At 40.3% G+C, this 23,509-nt stretch carries 22 protein-coding genes and 1 tRNA gene; 20 read left to right on the forward strand and 3 right to left on the reverse strand.

The annotated features are described in order from the left end of the window. Window positions 1-177 precede the first annotated feature (177 nt). From rpsA to ACFSKL_RS19870, 4 genes are all read left to right on the forward strand, one after another. Window positions 178-1,950, forward strand: coding sequence for a 30S ribosomal protein S1 (gene rpsA, locus ACFSKL_RS19855; protein WP_376888650.1), 1,773 nt, complete (start codon window positions 178-180; stop codon window positions 1,948-1,950). A 205-nt stretch (window positions 1,951-2,155) separates the two neighbouring features. Next, complete coding sequence (locus tag ACFSKL_RS19860) at window positions 2,156-2,575, forward strand: hypothetical protein (protein ID WP_376888651.1); 420 nt, start codon at window positions 2,156-2,158, stop codon at window positions 2,573-2,575. 115 nt (window positions 2,576-2,690) lie between these two features. Continuing rightward, the gene (locus ACFSKL_RS19865; protein WP_376888653.1) at window positions 2,691-3,224 is read left to right on the forward strand and encodes an outer membrane beta-barrel protein; all 534 of its coding nucleotides are present in this window, start codon (window positions 2,691-2,693) and stop codon (window positions 3,222-3,224) included. A gap of 3 nt (window positions 3,225-3,227) precedes the next feature. Next, window positions 3,228-3,632 (forward strand): hypothetical protein, encoded by a 405-nt coding sequence (locus ACFSKL_RS19870; RefSeq protein WP_376888655.1) that lies wholly within the window; start codon window positions 3,228-3,230, stop codon window positions 3,630-3,632. A gap of 29 nt (window positions 3,633-3,661) precedes the next feature. On the opposite strand, the gene ACFSKL_RS19875 is transcribed toward ACFSKL_RS19870, so the two are convergent. The 3 genes from ACFSKL_RS19875 to ACFSKL_RS19885 form a co-directional block, all read right to left on the reverse strand. After that, the gene (locus ACFSKL_RS19875) at window positions 3,662-5,887 is read right to left on the reverse strand and encodes a xanthine dehydrogenase family protein molybdopterin-binding subunit (protein WP_376888657.1); all 2,226 of its coding nucleotides are present in this window, start codon (window positions 5,885-5,887) and stop codon (window positions 3,662-3,664) included. Between the two features lie 6 nt (window positions 5,888-5,893). After that, a complete protein-coding gene (locus ACFSKL_RS19880) occupies window positions 5,894-6,355 on the reverse strand; it encodes a (2Fe-2S)-binding protein (protein WP_376888659.1) in 462 nt (153 codons plus the stop codon). A gap of 149 nt (window positions 6,356-6,504) precedes the next feature. Beyond that, window positions 6,505-6,578 (reverse strand) — tRNA-Cys (locus tag ACFSKL_RS19885). A gap of 328 nt (window positions 6,579-6,906) precedes the next feature. On the opposite strand from ACFSKL_RS19885, the gene ACFSKL_RS19890 reads away from it, so the two are divergent. The 16 genes from ACFSKL_RS19890 to ACFSKL_RS19965 all read left to right on the forward strand — a co-directional run bounded on the left by ACFSKL_RS19890 (window position 6,907) and on the right by ACFSKL_RS19965 (window position 23,402). Further along, the gene (locus ACFSKL_RS19890) at window positions 6,907-8,166 is read left to right on the forward strand and encodes a c-type cytochrome (protein WP_376888661.1); all 1,260 of its coding nucleotides are present in this window, start codon (window positions 6,907-6,909) and stop codon (window positions 8,164-8,166) included. 38 nt (window positions 8,167-8,204) lie between these two features. After that, window positions 8,205-11,294: a TAT-variant-translocated molybdopterin oxidoreductase gene (locus ACFSKL_RS19895; RefSeq protein WP_376888663.1), complete on the forward strand. Its 3,090-nt coding sequence runs from the start codon at window positions 8,205-8,207 to the stop codon at window positions 11,292-11,294. Window positions 11,295-11,312: 18 nt separating this feature from the next. Beyond that, window positions 11,313-12,674: an NrfD/PsrC family molybdoenzyme membrane anchor subunit gene (gene nrfD, locus ACFSKL_RS19900; RefSeq protein WP_376888665.1), complete on the forward strand. Its 1,362-nt coding sequence runs from the start codon at window positions 11,313-11,315 to the stop codon at window positions 12,672-12,674. 6 nt (window positions 12,675-12,680) lie between these two features. Beyond that, complete coding sequence (locus ACFSKL_RS19905) at window positions 12,681-13,211, forward strand: DUF3341 domain-containing protein (RefSeq protein ID WP_376888667.1); 531 nt, start codon at window positions 12,681-12,683, stop codon at window positions 13,209-13,211. 13 nt (window positions 13,212-13,224) lie between these two features. Then, window positions 13,225-13,851 carry a c-type cytochrome gene (locus ACFSKL_RS19910; protein WP_376888669.1) on the forward strand — a complete coding sequence of 209 codons (627 nt, stop codon included), beginning with the start codon at window positions 13,225-13,227 and terminating at the stop codon, window positions 13,849-13,851. Window positions 13,852-13,853: 2 nt separating this feature from the next. After that, on the forward strand, window positions 13,854-15,146 hold the full coding sequence (locus ACFSKL_RS19915) for a quinol:cytochrome C oxidoreductase (RefSeq protein ID WP_376888671.1): 1,293 nt from the start codon (window positions 13,854-13,856) through the stop codon (window positions 15,144-15,146). A 25-nt stretch (window positions 15,147-15,171) separates the two neighbouring features. Next, window positions 15,172-16,209, forward strand: coding sequence for a cytochrome c oxidase subunit II (locus ACFSKL_RS19920; protein WP_376888673.1), 1,038 nt, complete (start codon window positions 15,172-15,174; stop codon window positions 16,207-16,209). A gap of 16 nt (window positions 16,210-16,225) precedes the next feature. Beyond that, window positions 16,226-18,115 (forward strand): cytochrome c oxidase subunit I, encoded by a 1,890-nt coding sequence (locus tag ACFSKL_RS19925; protein WP_376888674.1) that lies wholly within the window; start codon window positions 16,226-16,228, stop codon window positions 18,113-18,115. After that, window positions 18,096-19,169, forward strand: coding sequence for a COX15/CtaA family protein (locus tag ACFSKL_RS19930; protein ID WP_376888676.1), 1,074 nt, complete (start codon window positions 18,096-18,098; stop codon window positions 19,167-19,169). Before ACFSKL_RS19925 ends, ACFSKL_RS19930 begins: the two co-directional genes overlap by 20 nt. Before the next feature lie 4 nt (window positions 19,170-19,173). After that, window positions 19,174-20,076: a heme o synthase gene (gene cyoE, locus ACFSKL_RS19935; RefSeq protein WP_376888678.1), complete on the forward strand. Its 903-nt coding sequence runs from the start codon at window positions 19,174-19,176 to the stop codon at window positions 20,074-20,076. Between the two features lie 2 nt (window positions 20,077-20,078). Next, a complete protein-coding gene (locus ACFSKL_RS19940; RefSeq protein ID WP_376888680.1) occupies window positions 20,079-20,660 on the forward strand; it encodes a cytochrome c oxidase subunit 3 in 582 nt (193 codons plus the stop codon). A gap of 23 nt (window positions 20,661-20,683) precedes the next feature. Next, complete coding sequence (locus ACFSKL_RS19945; RefSeq protein ID WP_376888682.1) at window positions 20,684-21,460, forward strand: cytochrome c oxidase subunit 3; 777 nt, start codon at window positions 20,684-20,686, stop codon at window positions 21,458-21,460. A gap of 21 nt (window positions 21,461-21,481) precedes the next feature. Continuing rightward, window positions 21,482-21,811: a cytochrome C oxidase subunit IV family protein gene (locus tag ACFSKL_RS19950; RefSeq protein WP_376888684.1), complete on the forward strand. Its 330-nt coding sequence runs from the start codon at window positions 21,482-21,484 to the stop codon at window positions 21,809-21,811. A gap of 85 nt (window positions 21,812-21,896) precedes the next feature. Continuing rightward, complete coding sequence (locus tag ACFSKL_RS19955) at window positions 21,897-22,565, forward strand: SCO family protein (protein ID WP_376888686.1); 669 nt, start codon at window positions 21,897-21,899, stop codon at window positions 22,563-22,565. Next, a complete protein-coding gene (locus ACFSKL_RS19960) occupies window positions 22,552-23,106 on the forward strand; it encodes a DUF420 domain-containing protein (protein ID WP_376888688.1) in 555 nt (184 codons plus the stop codon). The genes ACFSKL_RS19955 and ACFSKL_RS19960 overlap by 14 nt, the downstream gene beginning before the upstream one ends. A gap of 32 nt (window positions 23,107-23,138) precedes the next feature. Then, entirely contained in the window at window positions 23,139-23,402 is a 264-nt protein-coding gene (locus tag ACFSKL_RS19965) for a hypothetical protein (RefSeq protein WP_376889134.1), read from the forward strand. The last annotated feature ends 107 nt before the right edge of the window (window positions 23,403-23,509 follow it).

Here is a 23,509-nt window from a genome sequence, read left to right on the forward strand (position 1 = left end):
TTTTTTCTTGGGGAAAACTTTTTGGTGACAATATTTACTTTTTCTCAAAATTCCGTACCTTTGCAGTCCGTTCGGTCGGACGGGGTTTCGGGTATTGATTATCAGGGACTTTTCCAAAAACTAAAAACCTCAACCCGATGATCCTAGGGTTGTTGAAAATCAGGATTGTTTTACAATATGTCTAATCAAAAAGATTTTAACTGGGAAGATTTCGACACCAAAGGTTTTGGTGAAGGTTACTCCAAAGACAAAAGAGCCGAAATGGAAGCTCTTTACGCTGGAACTTTGAACGAGATCACCGAAAAAGAAGTCATCAAAGGTACTGTAGTAGGTATCAATGACAAAGATGTGATCATCAACATTGGTTTCAAATCTGATGGTTTGGTTCCAAGAACTGAATTCAGAGACCTTCCGGATCTTAAGATCGGCGACGAAGTGGAATTGTTCATCGAAGAGCAAGAAAACTCACTTGGTCAGTTGGTTCTTTCCAGAAAGAAAGCAAGAATGGTCCGTGCATGGAGCGACATCGAAGCTGCGCTAGAGCATGACAATGTGATCGAAGGTCTTGTGAAGAGAAGAACTAAGGGTGGTTTGATCGTAGATATCTACGGTGTAGAAGCATTCTTGCCAGGTTCTCAAATCGACGTGAAGCCTATCAGGGATTTCGATATCTATGTAGGTAAGAAAATGGAAGTGAAAGTGGTGAAAATCAACCACACTAACGATAACGTAGTAGTATCCCACAAAGTGTTGATCGAGAAAGATCTTGAAAAACAAAAAGCTGAGATCTTGAACAACCTTGAGAAAGGTCAAGTACTGGAAGGTGTAATCAAAAACATGACAAACTTCGGTGTATTCATCGATTTGGGTGGTGTTGATGGTTTGCTTCACATTACTGATATCTCTTGGGGTAGAATCAACCATCCAGAAGAAGTACTTAATTTGGACGATAAAGTTCAGATTGTGGTTCTTGATTTTGATGATGACAAGAAGAGGATTTCTTTGGGTATGAAGCAGCTTACTGCCCACCCTTGGGATGCACTTTCTGCTGAACTTGAGATCGGTTCCAAAGTACAAGGTAAGATTGTAAACGTAGCTGACTACGGTGCATTCTTGGAACTTGCTCCTGGAGTTGAAGGTTTGATCCACGTTTCTGAAATGAGCTGGTCACAGCACTTGAGAAATCCAGCTGACTTCGTGAAAGTTGGTGACGAAATCCAAGCTGTTGTATTGACTTTGGACAAGGATGATAGAAAAATGTCTTTGGGCATCAAGCAATTGACTGAAGATCCATGGACTAAAGGTGATATGGCTGCGAAATATGCAGTAGGTACCAAGCACAAAGGTGTGGTAAGAAACTTGACTAACTTCGGCTTGTTCCTTGAATTGGAAGAAGGTATCGATGGTTTGGTTCACGTATCTGACCTTTCTTGGACTAAGAAAATCAAGCATCCATCTGAGTTTGTAAAAGTAGGTGACGAATTAGACGTTGCTGTTTTGGAACTTGACGTGGACAACAGAAGATTGGCATTGGGCCATAAGCAATTGGAAGAAAACCCATGGGATACTTTCGAAAGCGTATTCCCAGTTGGATCTGACCACAAGTGTACTGTAGTTTCCAAAAACGATAAAGGTGCTGTTCTAGAACTTCCTTACGGATTGGAAGGATTTGCTACTTCCAAGAACTTGGAAAAAGCAGACGGTTCTTCTGTAGAGGTAGGTGAAGCATTGGACTTCAAAGTAACTGAATTCTCTAAAGACGATAAGAGAATCGTTCTTTCCCACACTGCTACATTCAGAGAAGAAGCAAAAACTGCTGCTGCTCCTAAGAAAGCGAAGAAGAAAGAAGATGCTCCTTCATCATCAACTGCTCCTGCCGAAAAATCTACCTTAGGTGATTTGGATGCTTTGGCAGAATTGAAAGAGAAAATGGAAGGCGGAAAGAAATAAGACGCTAGATATAAGACTCAAGAACGTAGGAAGCGAGATGCTAAATATGGGATAAGTCTTATTGATAAATAAAGGAAAAGTGGCTGCCGAGAGGTGGCCACTTTTTTTATTTTGTAGCGTTTTGGATGATTTTTACGTCTTAGGGGAAGATAGTTTTATACGGTAGGGAATTAGTTAGTTTCATTTCGCCAAAATCAAATCAATCATGAACCGAATTTACTCAATTTTTGTATTGTCTTTTCTCTTGTTTTCCTGTGCTGTTGATTCCGAAAATCTGAACAGGCCATTTTCGAAAAGTGAGGAGATAATAGGTAGTTGGCAGTTTTATGAATATACTTTTAGCACAGGAAGTTCGCAATCATCTAGAGGACGTGTCGAAAATGAAGGTGTTGTAGTGTCATTTTTAGAGGATGGTAGCTTAGAGTCTTTGGGGTATTTTGATTGTGAACACGCTAGTTATAGAATAGAGGACAATATCTTGATCGTTGATTTTGGTTGTGATTCAGAAGAGGAAGGGAAGGAGTATCTGTTGTCATGGGAAGGTGTAAACCTAGTGCTTTCTGAATTGACAACAACTTGCATAGAGGGATGTACACATGTCTTCCGAAAATACGAGTTAGACTGAAAGAATATCAAGTGCCAATTTAATTTCAACCCATTTTCAAAACATATACTGAATTCAGATGTATAATATTTCATTTTGTAGGAAATTGTTCTTGACAATCCTTGTTGGTTTTCTTGTGATAGAATCTACCCATGCCCAAAATTCGTTTTTTGGTAAAGCATATTTTGGGAGTTCGAGTGCAGCCTTAATGACAGGAAGTGATTATATAGGAGGACCAAGTTATGATGTAGAAAAGTTTAGGGAGTTTGGGCTCTTATTTGGAAAAGAGCTAAATGGAAAGTGGGCGGTGGAAACAGGAGTAAATATTGCAGCGGCAAATGTTATTGTCCGTTCTGGTCCTGGACCTGAGATCAACGTTACTAGATATAAGTTTGAAATGTTGAGTTTTCCAGTGATTGTGAAATATTCAATATCCTCCTTTCTATATGTAAATGGTGGTCCTTTGCTAGATATTCAAAGGTCAGAAAAATCTACAATTAACCAGTCGGGTATTGGTTATCTCATTGGTATTGGAGCGCAACAGTATTTCAATAATGTTGGAATATATCTAAATCCCCACCTTAAACGACATGCTGCAATTTCATTTGATTCATCAATTGAAAACCTGACAGAATTGGGAGTTCAACTCGGGGTTGCTTATAAATTTTGAGTTATGAAAAATATTGTAGTAATATTGATTATGGTACTTTTTGTCTTTGCCTGTGCTGAAGATAATGTAAAGATGGATTTGGATGTAAATCAGGAGTTGGACTTTGAAGGTGCTTTTCGAACTAAAGGCTCTGACGAGAATCTTTTTGAAGAGGTAACCTTGAAAATAGCAAATGGATTTTATGAAACCACCACGAGTCTACCTTTTGGATATGGGGCTGGTAAGCTTGAGGTTTTTGGAAGCTCAATCAGTTTTATTGACACTTTATTTTTTCCAATACCAGCTTTGTATGGTCCTTCTTATGTATTGAGTGGAACTCACAATTTTGAATTCAATGGCAAAGAATTGAAAATTTGGAGCGAAAAAAACGTAGGAGCAATAGAATACAATTTGAGATTGAAAGAGTAAAGAGCGCTCGGGTATAAGTTTCATCCCAGTTAAACCCCAAAATACTCCTTCATAGGCAGCTCATATACCCTTTTTTTCAATAGTGAAGACACGGCATTGACGATCGCAGCAGCAACTGGGCCTTGTGCTGCTTCACCTGCACCAAGTGGTTTTTCTTCAGGTCTGTTGATGATATGCACTTCTATTTCGGGTACATCTTTTGTCCGCATGATAGGGTAGGAGTACCAGTCTTTGCTAGTAATACCATTTTCATCGTATTGTACCGCTTCCAATATAGTCCAACTGGCAGATTGAATCATGCCACCTTCCGTCTGGTTTTTCAATCCATCAGGATTGATACATTGGCCTGCATCGATGACTCCAGTGAGTTTTTGCAATCTGAATTTACCTTCTTTCGGACTCTTGTGGATTTCCGCAAGTACTGCAAAATAAGACGCTGAGTTTTTATATTGGGCAAATGCCAGCCCATAGCCCACTTTTTCACTTTGATCCCTATTGTCCCAATTACACTTGTTTTTCAAGGTTTGAATCACCTCTATTGCTCTTGGATTGTCAAGATTATTGATCCTAAATTCAAAAGGATCCATCTCAGCAAGAGCTGCCAATTCATCTATAAAAGATTCCAGGGCAAAGATATTCCCATAAGCCCCCAATCCTCTCAAAGCAGAAGTTCGAAGTGGACCATCATAATTATATAGCAAAAGTTCTCTTTCAGGAATTTTGTAGAGAGGAGAGGCATTTCTGTAGGAGCCACCAGAAAATCCCCCTTTTTGAAATTCAAAAGGGTTTTCCAAGTGTCTTGCCGAAACATAATGCCCTGCTTTTCCATTGGGACGTGTGCTATGTGTATCTGACCAAATTTTTGTTTGCCATGAAGTGATTTTCCCCTTTTCATTCAGCCCAGCTTCCAATGAGATTTGCATCGCACTGCCATAAGGTTCCCATTGATGTTCATTTTCCCGCATCCATTGAAGTCTAATATGTCTTCCCGGTAGATGTTTGGCAATCAATGCAGCTTCAGCGGATACGTCATCGGCACTATTGTGGCCATAGCATCCAGAGCCAGGCATTCCAATGCATCTGATTTTTTCTTTTTCAATGCCAAAAAGATTTGATAAGGTATTTTGCAATGGGTAAACACCCTGGGTCGGGGACCATACGGTTATGTTTTGCTCATCCCATTTCGCAACTGCGCACCCTGGACCTGTTGAGCCATGCATAGTATATGGCTTCCGATATGTTGATTTGAGTGATTTTGTAGCTTTATCTATTGCAGATTTGATATTTGGATGCTTTTCAATTTCTTGTGGAGAATCAGAATTCCGCTCCATATCAGCAAAAATCTTTTCAGGACTGATTTTTATTTTTGGGCTGTTCCATTCAGCGGACTCTTGGGCTTTTTTCCATGCTTTTACAGCTTGGTATTCCCTTATTGCCACTATTGCGATAAAGCTGCCATCTACGATTACTTTTTCCACCCCTGTCAATTGGGAGATAGTATCAGAATCAAAAGATCGAAGCTTAGCACCATAGGTAGGTGGGTGGACCACCCTGGCATGAAGCATTCTATTGAATCTAAGGTCATGTACAAAATGTGGTTTGCCCAATACCATTTCCAATATATCAGCTCTTTGAGGTGATTTGCCTACGATTTCGTGGGATTTAGGGGATTTGGTTGGTGCATCTCCTGTGATTTTCCCTTCCAAAAATTGACCTTCCAGAATTTCCCAGTAGGATATTTTTTCATCATTTGGGCCATGGATAATACCCTTTTTGACCTTTAACTGTTCTATTGACACGTTAAGTTTTTCTGATGCTTTGCGAAGTAGGAAATACTTTGCTTCTGCCGCTGCTTGGCGTATGGCACTTCCGCTTCCTTCTACAGAATTGCTTCCAGCAGTATAGCCTTCATTTGGGGTCTGTCCCGTGTCCCCATTGATTATGTGGCATATCTCGAAAGGGACATTTAGCTCCTCAGCTGCAATCTGCATCAATGCCGTTCTGATTCCTTGCCCAAGTTCTTGCTTGCCTGTAAGGACAGTTACAAAGCCATCTGCATCCAGCCGAATCCATGAATCCATGATATCTTTGCCCATATGCGGCCTTTCAGGAATTGCAAAATAGATTGAGTCGATTGCTTCGGGGTCATTGGGCTTGCAAAATGCCAATGGGAACAAGTTGAATCCAATCAGCAATTGACCTGTAGTTTTCAGGAATGATCTCCTATCGGTATTGGGGAGTTTGAATTTTTCCATGTTGAACTACTTTGATTCAGAGGCTATTTTTACTGCTTTGATGAATCTGGAATGTGTTCCACAACGGCAGATCACTTGATCCAGCGCCTCTTTTATCTCAATTTCTGTGGGGTTTTTATTCTTTCGCAATAAAGATGTGGCTGTGATTACCATGCCATTCAGGCAATAGCCACATTGTGCAGCCTGCATTGCTACAAAAGCTTGCTGTACAGCATTTAGTTTGTTGCCACTCTTCAGTCCTTCAATGGTTTCTATGCTTTTGCCCTCGAAGCTTTCGCAGGGGCTTAAGCAGGTTGGAAGGTTTTCTCCGTCTACCAATACCATACAGGAACCACATTGCTGTAATCCGCAGCCAAATTTAGCGCCGGACAGTTGGAACTCATCTCTCAATATGTACAAGAGAGGCTCACCGGGATCGACTTCGACCGTTTTCTTTTCTCCATTAACTTCAAAAGCTATTGACTTCATGGTTAGGATACTTTGGTGGATTCTAAAATATAGGGAAAGTATCTGTCAATTCCCAAGAAGATCTAAATTCTTGTATGCTAAGCTAGATTGTAAATGCGAAAAAAATGGAAAAAATAAAGCATCTCCTTTTGGGAGATGCTTACATTATATGGAGGTCGAGAGCGGATTCGAACCGCTGTACAAGGTTTTGCAGACCTCTGCCTAGCCACTCGGCCACCCGACCCTATTGAAACGGAATGCAAATGTAGAGATATTCTTAATTTATCCAAAATCCTAGCTGAATTTTATTTAGAAATAGCACTTGTTTTTTGTAGCTATATTCCTAGTACTATTTTCGCCAATATTAAGTTTTATTTATAAAGATTCTAAATTGTTTTATCTGTCAGTTTTATCTTTGTAACATTAAGTAAAACAGTTGGTTACAATATATGTTGGTGTGTTTTCGAGATTAGGCAATGGGTTGATGTCAAGTTTGAAATGTAGAATTGGGGTAGTACATTTGCACTGTTTATTTAAAAACCGTGAATTAAACTGTTTAATAAGTAATAAATATGTCGATCAAACGCTCATTATTAGGTGTTCCCTTAAGATTAAGCACTTTGGCTATGGTGTTCTTCCTGATGTTGGGAGCGCAAGCCTTTGGTGCTAATCCCGATGTTTCTGACAGTGAAGAAGCTATTGCAGCTGGTAAATCTGTATTTAACGCAAACTGTAAAACTTGTCATAAGCTAGACCAAAAGTTTACTGGTCCAGCCTTGAGAGGTGTTACAGACCGTAGATCCATCGAGTGGACAAAAAGCTTCATCAAAAACTCCCCGGCTCTAATTGCTTCCGGAGATCCACAAGCGAATGCAATTTTCAAGGAATTTGGAAACGTGGCCATGCCACAACATGAGTTTTTGAGTGATACAGACCTTGAAAATCTTCTTTCTTATATAGAGTATGGAGATACTGCACCTGCAGTTGTGGAAGGTAGTGGAGAAGGTGCCGCAGGGGAAGGTACAGGTGGTTCAGGTGTGCCAAGTGAATACTTGACCATTATCCTTGCTGTATTGGTAGTGGTTTTACTATTGATTTTGGTTGTCTTAGGTTTGATTATCTCGGTATTGACAAAATACCTCAACAATCAGAACCTAGAAGAGGATGATAAAGAATTCATCAACCAAAAATTTGATGTCAAGAAAGTTTTAAGAAGTGATGCTTTTGTCATCATCATTACTGCCTTGGTGATAGCCCTTGTAGCCAAAACGGCTATTGATGGCCTTTACTCTGTAGGGGTACAGCAAGGTTACCAGCCAAAGCAGCCGATTGCTTTCTCGCATCAGCTTCATGCAGGACAGTATGAAATCCAATGCCAGTATTGCCATACCGGTGTGGAGATTGGTAAGTCTGCCAATATCCCTTCTGCCAATATCTGTATGAATTGTCATACACATATCCAGAATGTGGAAGGTAAAGATGGAGTTTCTTCAGAAATCCAAAAAATATACAATGCTGTCGATAACAACCAGCCGATAGAATGGGTGAGAATCCATAACCTTCCTGATTTGGCGTATTTCAACCACTCACAACACGTGGCAGTAGGTGGTATCGAATGTCAGACATGCCACGGTCCGATAGAGGAAATGGAGGTTGTCTATCAGCACAGTTCATTGACTATGGGTTGGTGTATTGATTGTCACAGACAGACGGATATCAATGCTGCCGGCAACGAATACTATGATAAATTGGTGCAGTTACATTCAGACAGCAAGAATTCACTTAAAGTGAAGGATATCGGCGGTCTAGAGTGTGCAAAATGTCACTATTAATTTAAATCAAATCAGAACATACTTTTCTTGAATATACAATGAAAGAAAATAACAAAACATACTGGAAAGGATTAGAGCAATTGACAAACGATCCAGAGTTTGTTAAGAACGCTGACAGAGAATTCCCTGAACACTTACCATCAAGCAATGGTGAAGATGGAGGTCCTTCTAGGAGAGATTTCTTGAAATTAATGGGATTCAGTTTGGCTGCAGCTTCTTTGGCTGCATGTGAGGCACCTGTCAGAAAAGCCATTCCTTATGTCAACAAACCTGTTGATATCAACCCTTCCATCCCCAACTATTATGCTTCTACATTTGCTTCCGGCGGTGATTATGCATCTATAGTGGTGAAAACAAGAGAAGGTCGTCCTATCAAAATCGATGGCAACGAACTTTCCCCTATCAACGGAAAAGGTGTAAGTGCCATTGTGGAGGCATCTGTCCTTTCTTTATATGATAAGCATAGACTGACGGCTCCCCATGTCAATGGTGAAAAATCAGATTGGGCTACAATCGATTCCCAAATCAAATCGAAGTTGGCTACTGCCGGTTCTGTGAAAATTGTGACAAATACAATTCTTTCACCTTCGACAGAAAAAGCCTTATCACAATTTGCAGAAGCCTTCGGCGGTGCAGAGGTGATCACTTACGATCCTATATCCAGTTATGGAATTACAAAGGCAGCTGATACTTCTTATGGTGCAGCCGTTTTGCCAACATATAGATTTGACAGAGCTAAGGTCATTGTAAGTTTTGGTGCCGATTTCTTGGGTACTTGGATTTCCCCGATTGAATTTGCCAAGCAATATGCAAAAGGAAGGAAAATATCCAAGGAAAAGCCGGAAATGTCCAGACATTTCCAATTTGAGTCAAACCTTTCTTTGACTGGATCCAATGCCGATTACAGAACACCAATCAAAGCTTCTGTTAGTGGATTGGCTGTTTTATCATTATACAATGCCCTGGCTAAAAAAGCAGGTGCGGCTTCTTATAATGCAGCAGCTGTTGAAGTTACCCATTTAGACAAGGCAGCAAACGAACTTTGGGCGAATAGAGGAGCTTCAATCGTCGTATCTGGATCAAATGATCCAAACGTACAGATTGTAATCAACGCAATCAACGACTTGCTTGGAAACAATGGTGTAACTGTTGATTTCTCTACGCCATCATACTTTAGAAAAGGGGATGATACCAAAATGAATCAGTTTGTTGCTGATTTGAATGCGGGTAGAGTAGGGGGAGTAGTATTCTACAACTGTAATCCGGTATATGATTTTGCAAAAGGCGCCGAGTTGGCTGCCGGTATCGCAAAGGCTAAAGTTTCTGTAGCTACGAATATCACCATGGATGAGACAGCTTCTGCTGTACAATTGGTAGCTCCAGACCATCATTTCTTGGAGTCTTGGAATGATTTCAACCCAAGGAAAGGTGAATATTCATTGTCACAACCGACGATTTCCCCGTTGTTTGATACGAGACAGGCACAAGAGTCATTCTTGGTGTGGGCTGGTGTTGAGACGAATTATTATGATTTCTTGCAGGAAAATTGGAAATCAACACTTTTTGCATCCCAATCTGAATTGTCCGACTTCCAGCAGTTCTGGGATCAGTCACTTTTCAATGGTGTGTATTCTTCTGAAGTATCAGAGTCTACTTCTATTTCAGGATTGGCAGATGCTTCTAGCGCTGCTGCTGCAATCGCAAAAACATACAAAGCTGATAATGCTGCTACCGAATTGGTAGTATATTCCAAGATCGGTATAGGTAATGGTACTTTCGCCAACAACCCTTGGTTGCAGGAAATGTCTGACCCAATATCCAAAGCGACTTGGGACAACTACCTGACAGTTTCCCAGAAATGGGCAAACGAAAATGGCTTGAAGATGTTCGAAGGAGCTACCAAAAAAGCCAAATTGACTATAGGTGATAAATCCATCATCGTACCAGTATTGGTTCAGCCAGGACAGGCGATTGGAACAGTTGGTTTGGCTTTGGGATATGGTAGAACAAATGCAGGTAGAGTTGCCAATGGAGTCGGAGTGAATGCTTACGAACTTCTTGACAGTTCCAAAGGATTTGTGAATTTCGATATCACTGAGGGAGTTAGCATTGAGTTGACTTCTGACAAATATAAAATAGCACAAACACAGACGCACCAGACGTATATGGGCAGAAACTTTGTCGTGCAGGAGTCTATACTTCCTGAATACAAAGAGGATGCTTTCGCTGGAAGATATCAGCCAAAAATCTACAAAGAAGGTGAGTTTATAAAACCTTCCAAAATTTCCTTGTGGAAAGGACATCAATATAGCCAACACCATTGGGGGCTTGCCATCGATATGAATTCATGTATCGGTTGTGGCGCTTGTACTGTTGCTTGCCAGGTTGAAAACAACGTGGCAGTGGTAGGAAAGCAAGAGGTGTTGAACAGAAGGGAAATGGCATGGATCAGAATCGATAGATACTATAGCTCTGATGCCGAAGTTGGTGACAATGATGGTTTGGAAATCGCATCTGAGAATCCTGAAGTGGTATTCCAGCCGATGATGTGTCAGCACTGTAACAACGCTCCTTGTGAGACTGTATGTCCGGTAGCTGCTACGACACACTCTTCTGAAGGTCTCAACCAAATGACTTACAACAGATGTATCGGTACGAGATATTGTGCCAACAACTGTCCGTATAAAGTAAGAAGATTCAACTGGTTCAAATATCACGATAACAAAGACTTCTCTACCGTAAACGTTGCACAGAATGACGATATGGGCAAAATGGTCTTGAATCCTGATGTGACTGTAAGATCCAGAGGTGTCATCGAAAAGTGCTCTATGTGTGTTCAAAGAATCCAGGCTGGAAAACTTACTGCCAAAAGAGAGGCAAGAAAAGTACAGGATGGTGAGATCACAACGGCTTGTGCTACAGCATGTCCAACAGACGCAATCGTGTTTGGTGATATGAATGATACAAGCAGTAAAATTTATGCTACCCTTAAGATTCAGGAAGAAACACTTTCTGCAACCAAAGAGGTAAATGAAGAAAGAGCATACCATGTGTTGGAAGAGGTCAATGTGAACCCTAACGTGTGGTACTTTACCAAAATCAGAAATAAGGATAAATCAGAAGCGTAATAAATAATTTTATAAGATATGCAGGTTACTTCATCCGTACGCGAACCGTTGATTACAGGCGGTAAAACCTTAAAAGATGTCACACACGACGTATCGAGACAGGTAGAGGGAAAACCAACTTTGGGTTGGATTCTTGGCCTCTTGGTAGCAGTGGGTACCCTATTGTTAGGAAGTCTTGCGCTGGTAGCTACCCTATGGGAAGGTATTGGTATGTGGGGACTTAATAAGACTGTCGGCTGGGCTTGGGATATCACCAACTTCGTTTGGTGGGTTGGTATCGGTCACGCCGGTACTTTGATCTCAGCCGTTTTGTTGTTGTTCAGACAGAAATGGAGAATGGCGATCAACAGAGCTGCTGAAGCGATGACGATTTTTGCAGTTATCTGTGCAGCGATGTTCCCGGTGATTCACATGGGACGTCCTTGGCTGGGAGCATATTGGGCACTTCCATTGCCCAATACATTTGGATCACTTTGGGTGAACTTCAACTCTCCACTTCTTTGGGACGTTTTTGCAATCTCTACATATTTCTCAGTATCCTTGGTGTTCTGGTATATTGGTTTGATTCCTGATTTTGCTACTATTAGAGATAGGGCAACAGGATTGAGGAAGACCATTTACGGAGCACTTTCTTTTGGATGGGATGGAGCTGCCAAAACTTGGAGCAGATATGAATCTGTTGCCTTAATCTTGGCTGGTTTGGCTACTCCTTTGGTATTGTCAGTTCACACAATTGTATCTTTTGACTTTGCAACCTCGGTTATCCCTGGATGGCATACGACTATCTTCCCTCCATACTTCGTGGCTGGTGCGATTTTCTCAGGATTTGCAATGGTATTGACCTTGATGATCATCACAAGAAAAGTTTTCAAACTGGAAGATTATATTACAATAGGACACATTGAATTGATGAATATTGTAATCATCATCACTGGATCTATTGTGGGTATAGCCTATATCACTGAGTTTTTCATTGCATGGTACTCAGGCGTTGCAGCAGAGCAATATGCCTTTATCAATAGGATGTTTGGACCGTATTGGTGGGCTTATTGGTCTATGATGACTTGTAACGTGATTTCCCCTCAATTATTCTGGATCAAAAAGATCAGAACCTCCATCATAGCTACATTTGCATTGTCTATTGTAGTTAATATTGGGATGTGGTTTGAGAGATTTGTGATTATTGTTACTTCACTTCACAGGGACTTCTTGCCATCATCATGGGTGATGTTCTATCCAACGCTTTCCGATGTAGGGGTTTACCTATTCACATTTGGATTGTTCTTTACACTCTTCTTGTTATTCGCAAAATTCTTCCCGGTAATCAACATGGCAGAGGTAAAATCTATCGTTAAATCTTCTTCAGAAAAACGTAAATAATTAATCATGGAAAGAGATAAGAATTTTGTCCTCGGTGTATTTGAAGATGAGGATGTATTGTTAGACGCTATATCCAAAGTAAGGGGAAGTGGAGTGAAAATCCATGAAGTTTATTCACCTTTCCCTGTCCATGGGATTGATGATGTTTTGGGATACAAGAGAAGCAAGCTGCCTATAGCTGCATTCCTTTTTGGATTGTTGGGGACTTGCCTTGCATTGACAATGCAGTTTTACATGATGAAGTTTGATTGGCCGATGATCATTGGTGGTAAAGACCACGCTGCTTTTCCGGATTTTATTCCTGTAACATTTGAATTGACTGTGTTGTTGGCAGCATTTGGGATGGTTGGTGTATTCATGATCTCATCCAATCTGAAGCCTTGGGCACAGCCAAGAATTTTCGATTTGAGGATTACTGATGATAAGCATGTAGTAGCGATAGACCTTGCAACCAATGCGGGACTTGGGGAGGAAAAGATTGCTGAAGTATTGAAATCTTCAGGTGCTTCGGAGGTGAATAATAAAAGTTTTGAATAGTAACTCAGACAATATGAAATTTACAAAATCCATATATGTTATCGCTACTGCCGGAATCGCCCTAGGGCTTGCTTCCTGTGGTGCTTCTGGTGATCATCCAGGATATGAATATGCTCCGCAAATGTACAATTCAATTCCTTACGAAGGTCTGTCCCAGATTATCAATGAAGATGAAGGCCAGTGGTTGTCTACCAGGGAAGATGAAAAGGGTGAATTCTTCAATTCCAATATCAACAATCCTCATAGAATGAATATGAGAGAGCCTGTTGCCAATACAGTACCTAGAACTAAAGATGGTATGTTGCCATATAGACTTTTGGCTTTTGAATTGGAAAAGGCTGCTGAGAAGCAAAACCCTGTAGAGTTGACAGATCAGGTTTTGGCTGAGGGGCATCAGTTGTTTTTACAGTATTGCTCTGCTTGCCATGGTATCAATGGTGAAGGTGATGGCAAAGCAGGAGAAGTTATTGGTGGTGTAGCCAATCTCAAAGGTGGTGCATACATCAACTTGCCGGAAGGCCATATTTTCCACGTTATCATGAAAGGTAAAGGAAGAATGGGCGCTCACGGTTCGCAAATCCCGCAAGAAAGGATTTGGAAAATTGTTCACTATGTTAAACAAGAAATTCAGAAGCAATAATCATGGCGCACGTTTCAAACTATAACTTAGATCAGAAATTTGATTTCACGGCTTCTATAAAGAAAGTCCTATTCATAGGGCTGGGAATAGGTGCTGTACTCTTGATTGCAGGGGTTTTGACAGGGATTTTTGGTGGTGGACACCACGGCCATGCTGAAGAAGCTGGTGGCCATGCATTCCATTGGTACCAAAGATTGTATGCAAACCTTTGGATCAACAATGTTTATTTCACAGGAATAGCAGTCATTGGTGTATTCTTCTTTGCGATTCAGTACGCTGCCCAAGCAGGTTGGTCTGCCGGAATATTGAGGGTGATGTTGTCTCTTGGCAATTGGCTTCCATTTGCAGCGGTATTGATGATCGTAACATTCTTTGTTGCCAATCATGATTTATTCCACTGGACACATAGCTACCTATTTGATGTGAATGATTCCCATTATGATAAAATCATTGATGGCAAAGGGGCTTTCTTCTATTGGCCTATGGAAAAAGGTACATTCCCGATCTTCTATATCGTTAGAATGTTTGCTTTCTTCGGAATATGGATCTTCTTTTTCAATAAGTTGAAAAACCTTTCTTTTGCAGAGGATGATTTGACTGGTTCACACAATTGGTCAAATATCAGAAAGTGGTCAGCGATCTTCTTGATCTTGTTTGGTATCACTTCTTCTATCTCCGCTTGGGATTGGGTAATGTCTATCGATACGCATTGGTTCTCTACCATGTTTGGATGGTATGTATTTGCATCTTGGTTTGTAGCGGGCCTTTCAGTCATCACATTGATTACTGTATTCCTAAAGGAAAAAGGTTACTTGGAAATGGTCAATGAAAACCATATCCATGATTTGGGTAAATTTGTTTTCGCCTTCTCTATTTTCTGGACATACATCTGGTTTTCCCAATTCCTTTTGATCTATTATGCTAACATTCCAGAAGAGTCAGTTTACTTTGTAGAAAGGTTGTCAAGCGATGTGTATAGCCCGTTTATATTTGTAAATCTAGCTTTAAACTTTGTGTTGCCATTCTTGGTTTTAATGACACGTGACGCCAAAAGACATGCGATCTTCTTGAAAGTAGTTTGTTCATTGATCATCTTAGGCCATTGGTTTGATTTCTTCTTGATGGTTCAACCTGGTACATTGGGCCATAATGGTGGCTTTGGATTGATGGAGATAGGCATGTTGCTAGTATTTGCTTCTGCCTTTGGTTTTGTGGCTCTTAAAGGATTGGCTAAAAATAATCTAGTAGCTAAAAACCACCCGATGTTGGAAGAGAGTTATCATCATCACATTTAATATTTATCCGAAAAAGTAAAAAATTATGTACGGATTTCTTATAGCAGTTGGTATTTTGCTCCTACTATCCATAATCTGGATGGTTTACAGGATACAGACATTGGTGTCAGTAGTAAAAGGATCTGACAAGAAGATTGCTTCCAGCAGCAATAAAGTCAATGCAATTCTATTTGTTGTATTCTTGTTGGCAGGTGGAGCTTTGATGTTTTGGTATTCTATCAAGGAGTTTGATAACTATACACTTCCATTGGCATCAGAACATGGTGCCGTTACAGATAAGTTGTTTTGGATAACTATGGCCATCACTGGTGTAGTTTTCATAATCACACACATCTTGTTGTTTTGGTTTCCCTATAAATACCAATATAACGAAAAGAGAAAGGCAACTTTCTATCCTGATAACAATAAACTAGAAGTGATCTGGACTGTAGTTCCTGCGGTTGTTCTTGCGCTTCTTGTGATTGGTGGTTTGAAAGCATGGTCTGATATCACCTCTCCTGCACCTGACAACTCCCATGTAATTGAAATCATGGGGTATCAATTTGCTTGGGAAGTAAGATATCCGGGAATGGACAATGTCTTGGGCAATTACGACTACAGACTTATCAATGAAGTAAACAATCAATCAGGGGTAGATTTTAGCGACAAAAACTCTTTTGATGATTTTTCTTCCCCTGTTATCTATGTGCCGAAAGGTGAGCCTGTTTTGTTCAAAATCAGGGCAAGGGATGTACTTCACTCTGTATTTGCTCCGCATATGAGATTGAAAATGGATGCAGTTCCAGGGATGCCTACCAGGTTTTGGTTTACACCTACAAAGACTACCGAAGAGATGCGTGCTGAGTTGGGCAATGAGGAGTTTGAATATGAACTTGCATGTACTGAAATTTGTGGACGTGGTCATTTTTCAATGAAAAAGATCATCAAGGTGGTAGAGCCTGAAGAGTTCAAAAAATGGAAGTCAGAGCAGAAGCCTTACATCGTAAACAATCCTGCGCTTGTGGAGAATTTATCTGTAGAATTAAAGGAATTGGCTGATATCACAATCAGCGAACATAAGTAATTAAATAAAATTCATTATGGCAACAGCTAACGTAGCTTCACATAGTGCTCATGATCATGATCACGATCATGAACATCACGAAAACTTCATAACGAAGTATATCTTTACACTTGACCATAAAATGATCGGTAAGCAATTCTTGGTAACCGGTATTTTTTGGGCATTGATTGGGGGATTCCTTTCAATACTGTTTAGGTTGCAATTAGGGTTTCCTGATATGGATATGTCTTTCCTAAAGCCAATTTTGGGTGGATGGATAGATGATGGTGGTAAACTTGATCCGAACTTCTATCTAGCACTGGTAACAATGCATGGTACCATCATGGTATTCTTTGTGTTGACAGCAGGCTTGAGTGGTACGTTCTCCAACTTCTTGATCCCTCTTCAAATCGGTGCCAGAGATATGGCTTCTGGGTTTATGAACATGCTTTCATACTGGTTCTTCTTTATTTCCGGTGCGATTATGTTCATATCTTTGTTTTTGGAGAATGGGCCTGCAGGTGGTGGTTGGGTAGTATATCCTCCATTGTCTGCCTTGGAGCAAACTATCCCTGGTTCGGGAACAGGGATGACGCTTTGGCTTATTGCCATGACATTTTTCATTGCATCTTCTTTGTTGGGTGGAATCAACTATGTCTCTACTGTAATTAACCTTAGGACAAAAGGAATGACTTTCTCAAGGCTTCCTTTGACTATTTGGGCATTTTTCCTTACTGCAGTAATTGGAATCTTGGCTTTTCCAGTATTGTTTGCCGCCGCATTGTTGCTGGTCTTTGACCGTAGTTTTGGGACATCTTTCTATCTTGCTGATATCTATATCAGTGGGGAAGGGGCATTGCCAAATACCGGTGGTAGCCCAGTGCTATACCAACATTTATTCTGGTTCTTAGGACACCCTGAAGTTTATATCGTATTGCTTCCTGCATTGGGGATTACTTCCGAAGTAATTGCTACCAATTCAAGAAAACCAATATTTGGTTACAAGGCGATGATCATCTCCATGTTGGGGATTACCATTCTATCATTTGTAGTATGGGCCCACCATATGTTTGTATCTGGTATGAATCCGTTCTTGGGCTCAGTCTTTATGTTCTTGACTTTGATCATTGCGATACCTTCTGCAGTGAAAGTTTTCAACTATCTGACCACATTGTGGAGAGGTAATTTGATATTCACTCCTGGAATGTTGTTTTCGATTGGACTCGTGTCTTTCTTTATCTCAGGTGGTTTGACTGGTATTTTCTTGGGTAATTCAGCTATTGATATCCAACTGCATGATACATATTTCGTAGTAGCCCACTTCCATTTGGTAATGGGATCAGCTTCCTTCTTTGGGATGATGGCTGGTATATATCATTGGTTCCCTAAGATGTTTGGTAGAATGATGGATGCAAGGTTGGGATATATCCATTTCTGGTTGACTTTTGTCGGCGTATACTTGGTGTTCTTCCCAATGCACTATATTGGAATCGCAGGTTTCCCTAGAAGATACTATTCCTTTACATCATATGATTTCAGTAGTATGTATACTGATTTGAATATGTTCGTATCTGTAGCTGCCATTGTTACTTTTGCCGCTCAGTTTATCTTCTTGTTCAACTTCTTCTACAGTATGTTCAGAGGAAGAAAGGCAAGTGCGAACCCTTGGAGATCTACTACACTTGAATGGACGACCCCAATCAATCCTGGCCATGGGAATTGGCCTGGTGAAATCCCTTCGGTATACAGATGGCCATACGATTATTCCAAGCCTGGGGCTAGTGAAGATTTTATCCCTCAGACTGTGCCACTTTCTGCTACTCCAGAATCCAACCTTCCCCATGAACAGGAATTGGTGAAATTGGAAAAAGAGATAATTGCAGATGAGGAAGATGTATTGGTAGCTAATGAATCAAAAGAATCTTAAATATATAAGCAGCTTTCGCAGGATCTCCTTGATCACTGTGATAGCTGTTTATTTTCTGATACTGGTTGGAGGTGTCGTTCGCAGTACCGGTTCAGGTATGGGATGTCCCGATTGGCCAAAATGTTTTGGGAGCTGGGTTCCGCCTACGAGCGTGAATCAGCTCCCATACAATTATCAAGAGCTATATTTAAATAAACGGATCGAAAAAAATGACCGTTTTGTTGCAAGTCTTGAAAAACTTGGATTTTCCCAAAAAGCTGAGGAAATAAAAAATGACAAGTCTATTCTGATAGAAGAAGAGTTCAACCCTGTGAAAACCTGGATTGAATATGTGAATAGACTGGTTGGGGTTTTGATTGGGTTTTTTATCATACTTACTGTCTACAGGTCAATGTACCTTTGGAATGAAGATAAAGTAATCCCATTGCTTTCAATATTAAGTTTAGTTCTGGTTCTATTTCAGGGATGGATTGGGTCTATTGTCGTTTCGACAAACTTGCTGACATGGATGATTACACTCCATATGTTGCTAGCCTTGCTGCTTGTCTGTTTATTGATCTATATACATTTCAGAGCGCATCATCTGAACAAAACCATCAAATTCAGGACTGAGAACGCCAGTAGGCTTTACTATCTTCTCTTGTTTGGATTTGTATTGATGATGGGACAGATAGTGTTGGGGACGCAAGTGAGGGAGGAGATAGATCAAGTAGCATTTGCTTTAGGCAATATGATGAGGGGTACCTGGATTGAATCCTTGGGTATATCCTTTTTGATCCATAGGTCTTATTCCTTGTTGCTGCTTGGAATTCACTTGGTATTTATATTCAAAATCTATAAATATTCAGTTCGTGATTCAGGGATTTTCAAACTTTCACAATTGCTGTTGCTTGTGATATTCATTGAAATCCTGACTGGTGTAGGAATGGCTTATTTTGCAATACCGCCCTTTTTACAACCTGTACATTTAGTATTTGGCTCGTTGATTATTGGGATACAGTTTCTACTGTTGCTCAATTTGATGGATCAAAGAAAATTAAACATAGTAAATTAAGTTCATGAGAGCTATAGAAATTTCTGAAGACACTTTGTTGAATGCAATTGCTTTTAGGGCAAAGGCATATTATGAATTGATCAAATTCAGGCTGTCTGCTTTGGTTACTTTTTCTGCCGTATTTGGATTTATATTGGGTGATTCCGGGACGATGTTCTCTTGGGGCAAGTTCTTTGCACTTATGGTGGGAGGGTTCTTGATTTCAGGAGCTTCTGGAGCAGCCAATGAAATATGGGAGAGGGATTATGATAAATTGATGAAGCGGACACAAAATAGACCGCTGCCATTGAATCAAATCACCTTGAAGGAAGCTTATTGGTTTACTTCAATATTGGCATTGGTAGGTGTAAGCATCCTATGGATTTTCACCAATCCAATCACTACTGGCCTTGGGGTGTTGAGTATGGTTTTGTACGTATTCGTTTACACTCCATTGAAAAGGGTAGGCCCAATTGCGGTTTTTGTAGGGGCTATTCCTGGAGCTATGCCCCCATTGTTGGGATGGACAGCGGCTACCGGTGCTATTTCGCATGAGGCCTTGATTATATTCGGTATCCAATTTATCTGGCAGTTCCCTCACTTTTGGGCGATTGCCTGGGTAGGGGATGAAGATTACAAAAAGGCGGGCTTTAAGCTATTGCCGAGTGGTGGCAAGAAGGATTTGAACACTGCAATCCAAATTATGATTTATACCTTGTTCCTGTTGCCACTTGGTCTGTTGCCTACCTATTTTGGTTTGACGGGTCTTAATTCTGGAATAGTAGCCACAGTATGTGGTGTATTGTTCTTGGCACAAACATTTTCTTTGATGCGTGATTGTTCGAGAAAGTCAGCGTTGAAAATCATGTTTGGATCATTTCTGTATCTTCCAATAGTACAGATTGCATATTTATTGGATAAGGTTTAACTATGGAAGAGAAATTCACATATATCGAAGGTGCAGAGCAACCTATTGCCATGCATCCAAAAAAATTCTCACTGTGGCTATTTATGGTTACAGTAGTGATGGTTTTTGCTGGTTTGACTAGTGCATATATCGTCCGTCAATCAGAAGGCAATTGGCTTGAATTTGACTTGCCAAATGTGTTTTACTATACATCGGGGATAATTATTCTGAGTAGTATTTTCTTGCATTGGGCTTACCTTGCAGCTAAAAAGGATGATTTGGCACAATTGAGGATTGGAATGTCGATAGCAACTGCATTGGGTGTAGCCTTTCTTGTGGGGCAATGGTATAGTTTTGTAGCACTTGTAGATATGGATGTGTATTTGGTGGGCAATCCTTCAGGATCATTTCTGTATATTTTCACTGGACTGCATGCATTACACTTGGTTAGCGGTGTGATATTTCTAATTATTGTATTAATTTCGTCCTTCAGATACAAAGTACATTCCCAGTCAATGGTGCCTATGGAGATGTGTGTCACCTATTGGCATTTCTTGGGAGGTTTATGGTTGTATCTTTTCACATTCATGCTTTTAAATCATTAATTAATAAAGTAAAATAAATTCATATGTCAACGACTGCGACAGCGATTGGAGTAAGCTCCAAAAGAGGAATCTGGGGAGGTGGGAATGAACCACTCAATGCCAGTTATGGAAAACTCATGATGTGGTTTTTCTTACTATCAGATATCTTTACTTTTGCCGCCTTTTTAATTACCTATGCCGCAATTAGGGTAAGTTATCCTGGATATGCCGGTTCTATGGATACTTTCCAAGGTTCCAACGAATACTGGCCAGTTCCTGAACTTGTATTTGATGCTTTCCCATTTGCCCATGGCATGCATTTGCCTTTGGTATTTGTGGGTTTGATGACCTTTATATTGATTTTGAGTTCTGTGACTATGGTATTGGCAGTGGAAGCTGGCCATCGTAATGACAGAAAAGATGTCGTGAAATGGATGCTTTGGACATTGCTAGGAGGTATCTGTTTCTTAAGCTGTCAAGCTTGGGAATGGTCTCACTTTATCCACGGTTCTGACGGAGGTTCTGTATTGACTTATGTCAATACCATGAATGAAGTCGTAAAGGAAACCGTGTACGGTGCCAATTTGGCTGTCAATGAATATGGTCCTGCGGCTTTTGCGCAATTGTTCTTCTTCATTACAGGTTTTCACGGATTCCACGTTACGATAGGAGTAGCTTTATTGTTCTTGGCATTCTACCAAGCAGCAGTAGGAGTATATGAAAGAAGAGGTCATTATGAAATGATCGAAAAAATTGGTCTATATTGGCACTTTGTAGATCTTGTTTGGGTATTTGTATTTACCTTTTTCTACTTAATCTAAAAGAATAAAATCTTATTTGATATGGCAGCACACGAAAATAAATCTGCTTTGGAAGTGATTCCAAGAGATAATGAAAAAATCAAAAAAATCTGGAAAACCGCCGGAATCCTACTTGCAATTACTGTAGTGGAATTTATCATGGCATTTACGATGGACAGGGGATTGTTGCTTTACTTCCTATTCATAGCCTTGACTATCTGGAAAGCAAAGTATATCATGATGGAATTCATGCACCTTGGGGAAGAAGCCAAACCGCTATTCTACTCTATTATTGTCCCACTTATCTTTCTGGTATGGTTGGTTATCGCATTGGTGAAAGAAGGTACCGACATCTTTATGTATAGATGGTAGTAGGATAATTTATTTTATTTGAAAAAAAGTAGGTTGGAGGGGGAACTTCAACCTACTTTTTTGTTATCAGTATAAAGAATTTGCAATGAGAGGAATTAGAGTACTGCAAGGATTTGTCCTTTTATGTATATTGATGGTGCCGGTATTGATCATTGTTTTCCTAAAGACGATGACTACAAATACCTATGACATACCTGTATACTATGAATCGGGAGTAGATAACCCTTTGATGGAATGTGATTTTGTGGAGAATGAGCAGCATAGGATCCCTTCATTTGAATTTACCAACCAATACAACGAAAAATCAGGAAGTGAAGAGATGAAAGGAAAGATTACAGTTGTTGATTTTTTCTTTACATCATGTCCAAGCATTTGCCCGGTCATGTCCACAGAAATGGAAAGGGTAAATGATGTTTTTCGAGATATTGATGATGTTCAGATCTACTCCATCTCAATAGATCCGGAATACGATACACCAGAGATTTTGATGAAATATGCCGAGTTGCACCAAGCGACGAAAGATAAATGGCATTTTTTGACTGGGGATAAGGATGTCACCTATGACCTCGCTAGGTGTGGATTTATCCTTCCGGCAATGGATGGTGGTGATGTACCGGATGATTTTGTCCATTCGGACAAGTTTGTGTTGGTGGATGGAGAAGGTAGGATTAGGGGGTATTATAGTGGGACCCAAAGGGAAGAAGTTGATAGATTAATAGTAGAAACAAAGATTCTGTTGTATGGAAAAGAATGATTTGCTCAGTAGTGTAGAAGATAGGGGGATTATCAAATGGGTCACGGTGATTGCCATTGCTGTCCCCGTGGTGGTGGCTGTTCTCCTTTTTATGCCAAACAAGATAGATCTTGCTAGTGAATGGGTGTATTTTCTGCCGCATCTCAATGCTGTGATCAATACTGCTGCATCAGTGGCACTTATCCTGGGTTTGGTATTTATCAAAAAAGGGAATATCCAATTGCACAGGGCTTCAATGACCACAGCTTTTGGGTTGGGGGCTATTTTCTTGGTGTCATATGTAATCTACCATGCTGCTGCTGAAAGTACCTCATTTGGAGGGGAGGGCTTGGTGAAGTCTGTTTACTATTTTATCCTGATTACGCATATTATACTTGCAGCAATTGCTTTGTTTCCGATCCTTTTGGCATACTATTTTGGGTATACAGACCAAAGGGAGAAGCACAAGAAAATTGTCAGGTTTGCCTACCCTATTTGGCTATATGTTACTGTTTCCGGAGTGTTGGTATACCTTATGATCAGCCCATATTATACATTCTAAACTATTTTAAAAAATAGAGCGTTGTAATGGCAATGAAGTTTATTGTGAAAATTTTGTTTTTGTTGACGACATTCGTGTTGGTGCAGGGGAGTTCCTTTGCACAGTGTGCTATGTGTAGGGCATCAGTGGAGAATAATATCAGCAATGGAGACACGACTATCGGTGCTGGCTTGAATATGGGAATCCTATATTTGTTTGCCATGCCGTATCTGATCGCTGCCGTTATTGGTTACCTTTGGTATAGAAATGCAAAGAAGCGCAAAGCAAAATTTTCGTTTTTGGGAGATAGATTTTAATATAGAAAGAGGTATCTCCCCCCTGAACGATGGGATTAGATTTAGCCAATCAGCAAAGGCATGCAATCTAAAAAGCGTACCTTTATGGCAGTAAGTCACACCTTTCG

The organism is Belliella marina, assembly GCF_042682445.1.
Classification (GTDB): Bacteria; Bacteroidota; Bacteroidia; order Cytophagales; family Cyclobacteriaceae; genus Belliella; species Belliella marina.

Bases quoted from the DNA above. Each gene is read 5' to 3' on its own strand.
- rpsA (WP_376888650.1), top strand. From the start codon at position 178: ATGTCTAATCAAAAAGATTTTAACTGGGAAGATTTCGACACCAAAGGT.
- ACFSKL_RS19860 (WP_376888651.1), top strand. From the start codon at position 2,156: ATGAACCGAATTTACTCAATTTTTGTATTGTCTTTTCTCTTGTTTTCC.
- ACFSKL_RS19870 (WP_376888655.1), top strand. From the start codon at position 3,228: ATGAAAAATATTGTAGTAATATTGATTATGGTACTTTTTGTCTTTGCC.
- ACFSKL_RS19875 (WP_376888657.1), bottom strand. From the start codon at position 5,887: ATGGAAAAATTCAAACTCCCCAATACCGATAGGAGATCATTCCTGAAA.
- ACFSKL_RS19880 (WP_376888659.1), bottom strand. From the start codon at position 6,355: ATGAAGTCAATAGCTTTTGAAGTTAATGGAGAAAAGAAAACGGTCGAA.
- ACFSKL_RS19890 (WP_376888661.1), top strand. From the start codon at position 6,907: ATGTCGATCAAACGCTCATTATTAGGTGTTCCCTTAAGATTAAGCACT.
- ACFSKL_RS19895 (WP_376888663.1), top strand. From the start codon at position 8,205: ATGAAAGAAAATAACAAAACATACTGGAAAGGATTAGAGCAATTGACA.
- nrfD (WP_376888665.1), top strand. From the start codon at position 11,313: ATGCAGGTTACTTCATCCGTACGCGAACCGTTGATTACAGGCGGTAAA.
- ACFSKL_RS19905 (WP_376888667.1), top strand. From the start codon at position 12,681: ATGGAAAGAGATAAGAATTTTGTCCTCGGTGTATTTGAAGATGAGGAT.
- ACFSKL_RS19910 (WP_376888669.1), top strand. From the start codon at position 13,225: ATGAAATTTACAAAATCCATATATGTTATCGCTACTGCCGGAATCGCC.
- ACFSKL_RS19915 (WP_376888671.1), top strand. From the start codon at position 13,854: ATGGCGCACGTTTCAAACTATAACTTAGATCAGAAATTTGATTTCACG.
- ACFSKL_RS19920 (WP_376888673.1), top strand. From the start codon at position 15,172: ATGTACGGATTTCTTATAGCAGTTGGTATTTTGCTCCTACTATCCATA.
- ACFSKL_RS19925 (WP_376888674.1), top strand. From the start codon at position 16,226: ATGGCAACAGCTAACGTAGCTTCACATAGTGCTCATGATCATGATCAC.
- ACFSKL_RS19930 (WP_376888676.1), top strand. From the start codon at position 18,096: ATGAATCAAAAGAATCTTAAATATATAAGCAGCTTTCGCAGGATCTCC.
- cyoE (WP_376888678.1), top strand. From the start codon at position 19,174: ATGAGAGCTATAGAAATTTCTGAAGACACTTTGTTGAATGCAATTGCT.
- ACFSKL_RS19940 (WP_376888680.1), top strand. From the start codon at position 20,079: ATGGAAGAGAAATTCACATATATCGAAGGTGCAGAGCAACCTATTGCC.
- ACFSKL_RS19945 (WP_376888682.1), top strand. From the start codon at position 20,684: ATGTCAACGACTGCGACAGCGATTGGAGTAAGCTCCAAAAGAGGAATC.
- ACFSKL_RS19950 (WP_376888684.1), top strand. From the start codon at position 21,482: ATGGCAGCACACGAAAATAAATCTGCTTTGGAAGTGATTCCAAGAGAT.
- ACFSKL_RS19955 (WP_376888686.1), top strand. From the start codon at position 21,897: ATGAGAGGAATTAGAGTACTGCAAGGATTTGTCCTTTTATGTATATTG.
- ACFSKL_RS19960 (WP_376888688.1), top strand. From the start codon at position 22,552: ATGGAAAAGAATGATTTGCTCAGTAGTGTAGAAGATAGGGGGATTATC.
- ACFSKL_RS19965 (WP_376889134.1), top strand. From the start codon at position 23,139: ATGAAGTTTATTGTGAAAATTTTGTTTTTGTTGACGACATTCGTGTTG.